Annotated in this window: 2 protein-coding genes, 2 tRNA genes and 1 rRNA gene; 4 read left to right on the top strand and 1 reads right to left on the bottom strand. The window is 37.4% G+C overall.

Annotated features, from left to right (window positions below; genetic code table 11):
* The 4 genes from rrf to IEV18_RS16825 form a co-directional block, all read left to right on the top strand.
* Nucleotides 1-113: ribosomal RNA gene (gene rrf, locus IEV18_RS16810) — 5S ribosomal RNA — on the top strand; the annotation flags it as partial.
* A gap of 25 nt (nucleotides 114-138) precedes the next feature.
* A tRNA-Asn gene (locus tag IEV18_RS16815) sits at nucleotides 139-213 on the top strand.
* A 7-nt stretch (nucleotides 214-220) separates the two neighbouring features.
* Nucleotides 221-293 (top strand) — tRNA-Thr (locus IEV18_RS16820).
* Between the two features lie 266 nt (nucleotides 294-559).
* Entirely contained in the window at nucleotides 560-1,195 is a 636-nt protein-coding gene (locus IEV18_RS16825) for a response regulator transcription factor (RefSeq protein WP_188393493.1), read from the top strand.
* A gap of 91 nt (nucleotides 1,196-1,286) precedes the next feature.
* Here IEV18_RS16825 and fabI read toward each other — a convergent pair whose 3' ends face one another.
* Entirely contained in the window at nucleotides 1,287-2,063 is a 777-nt protein-coding gene (gene fabI, locus IEV18_RS16830) for an enoyl-ACP reductase FabI (protein ID WP_188393494.1), read from the bottom strand.
* Between the last annotated feature and the right edge of the window lie 306 nt (nucleotides 2,064-2,369).

The following is a 2,369-nucleotide window of genomic DNA, read 5'->3' on the forward strand; positions in this document are numbered from 1 at the left end:
TGGTGACGATGGCGGAGAGGTCACACCTGTTCCCATACCGAACACAGAAGTTAAGCTCTCCAGCGCCGATAGTAGTTGGGGGTTCCCCCTGCGAGAGTAGGACGTTGCCAGGCAATTATTTTATATCTACACAGCTATTCCACAGTAGCTCAGTGGTAGAGCAATCGGCTGTTAACCGATCGGTCGTAGGTTCGAATCCTACCTGTGGAGCCATTTTTGTGCTTCCATAGCTCAGCAGGTAGAGCACTTCCATGGTAAGGAAGGGGTCGTCGGTTCGAATCCGGCTGGAAGCTTACTGTGAAAAAATAGCACTTTTCCAATATCCTTGGAAAAGTGCTATTTTTTTACCCTTTTGTTGTTTGTTGCACAACGAATTATTTTCCTCTTCCAAATCCTTTATAGAAGCTTTAGAAGCCATATTTAGGACTTTTTGAGGGTTTTCCCCTATTTAAAATCAGAAGGAATTTAGAAATAATTGAGATAGAAGATTAGGGAGGATTTATGTTTCGTTTGTCTTCACAGTGGACAAAATTACATATCTAAGAGGGGTGCACAACAATTGAGTACCATTACCGTGGTGAAGGGACTAGAATTGTATAAAAATGCAGTCATCAGTATTTTGACTAAAACGTTAGCCGAACATTCTTTTTATGTATTTAATGAAGATGATTGTGAGAAGATGTTTCAGCAAAATTACCCTACAGATCTTGTCTTTATTGATGCTGCTGCGGAAATCAATTTGAAACGAACGATAAAATATTACAAAAGTATTAATGCAAGAATTACTTTATTAGTACCGCAAATCGATGAGGAACAAATACTGCAATTGCTTAAATTTGATTTGGATGGTTATTTTTGTGAGAGAATGGATGTAAAAGAAATTGCGGCTGCAATGAAAATGGTTCTTAAAGGGCATAGATACATTCATCCTTACTTGGCTTCCATCATGTATAAAGATTATTTAAGAATAACAAATAGGAAAGTTGTTCGGCCGCGGGGATTGTTAACAAAAAGGGAATGGCAAATATTATTGGAGATGGCGAAAGGGAATACAAACGATGAGATAGCTCAAAACTTAATGATTTCCGATAAAACGGTAAAAAATCATGTTACCGCCATATTAAGGAAATTAGAAGTAAAGGATCGTACTAATGCTGTGTTAAAAACAATTAAAAGGGGATGGGTGGCTTTTTAAAGCATTAAAAAAAGACGCAATCGAAATGATGCGTCTTTTTGTATGATAAGATAAATTTGCTGTATTAGTTGAGTTCTTTCTTAAGCATTTTTTATCCGCCGATAATGTGAAAACCAGAATCTACATGCAATACTTCTCCAGTAATTCCACGAGAAAGGTCGCTTAGGAAGAATAGTGTAGCATCTCCCACTTGGTCCTGATCTACGCTTCTGCGCAAAGGAGCCTTTTCTTCAATAACGCTTGCTTTTTCATTAAAACCGGATACACCCTTGGCAGACAGTGTACGAATCGGGCCGGCAGAAATGGCGTTAACACGGATGTTGCGTTTACCGACGTCCTCTGCTAAATACCGCACACTTGCTTCTAGGGATGCTTTTGCCACTCCCATGACATTATAATTAGGGATAACCCGTTCTGATCCTAAATATGTTTGTGTGACAATGCTTCCGCCTTCGGTCATTAAGTCTTTTGCTGCCTTTGTAACAGCTACTAAAGAATAAGCACTAATTTCTTGGGCTAACAAAAATCCATCCCGGGAAGTATCAACAAACTCCCCTTGCAAGTCCTCCCGATTGGCAAAAGCAACCGAATGGACAAGACCGTGAATTACGCCAACCTCTTCTTTGATTTTGCCAAAAGCTTCAGTAATGCTATTGTCATCAGCAACATCACAGGAGACCATTAATTTAGGGGTAATATCATGCTTTTCAAGCAATTTGAGCAATTTCTTATACGATCTTTCTTGTCTATTTGTAAAGATTAAATTCGCACCTTCACGATGTATCGATTTGGTTATCCCCCAAGCGATACTTCTTTCGTTAGCAACACCCATAATGACGATGTTTTTACCTTCTAATAATCCAGCCATTTTTTACCTCCAAAATGTATATTCTTGTTTTATTATTACTTTATTTAATATAAGAAATGATACATATTTAATGTTTTAATGTCAACTTTTAAGACCAAGTACTAATACATATATCAGTTAAGAATAATGGATTTTTCAAGCATTTACAGTATTGTAAAAAGGTGCTTGCAGATAGATAAAAAAAATTAATTTTATTTAAGTTTACCCAAAAATAAAGCTTGACTTTGAAACAAAAACAGGCATCCGAAAATTTGGTGCAAAAGAGCACTTTTGGATGCCTGTTTTTCTCTCTATGGATCCAAAATG

The sequence above is a fragment of the Compostibacillus humi genome (assembly GCF_014637175.1).
Classification (GTDB): Bacteria; Bacillota; Bacilli; order Bacillales; family Amphibacillaceae; genus Oceanobacillus; species Oceanobacillus humi.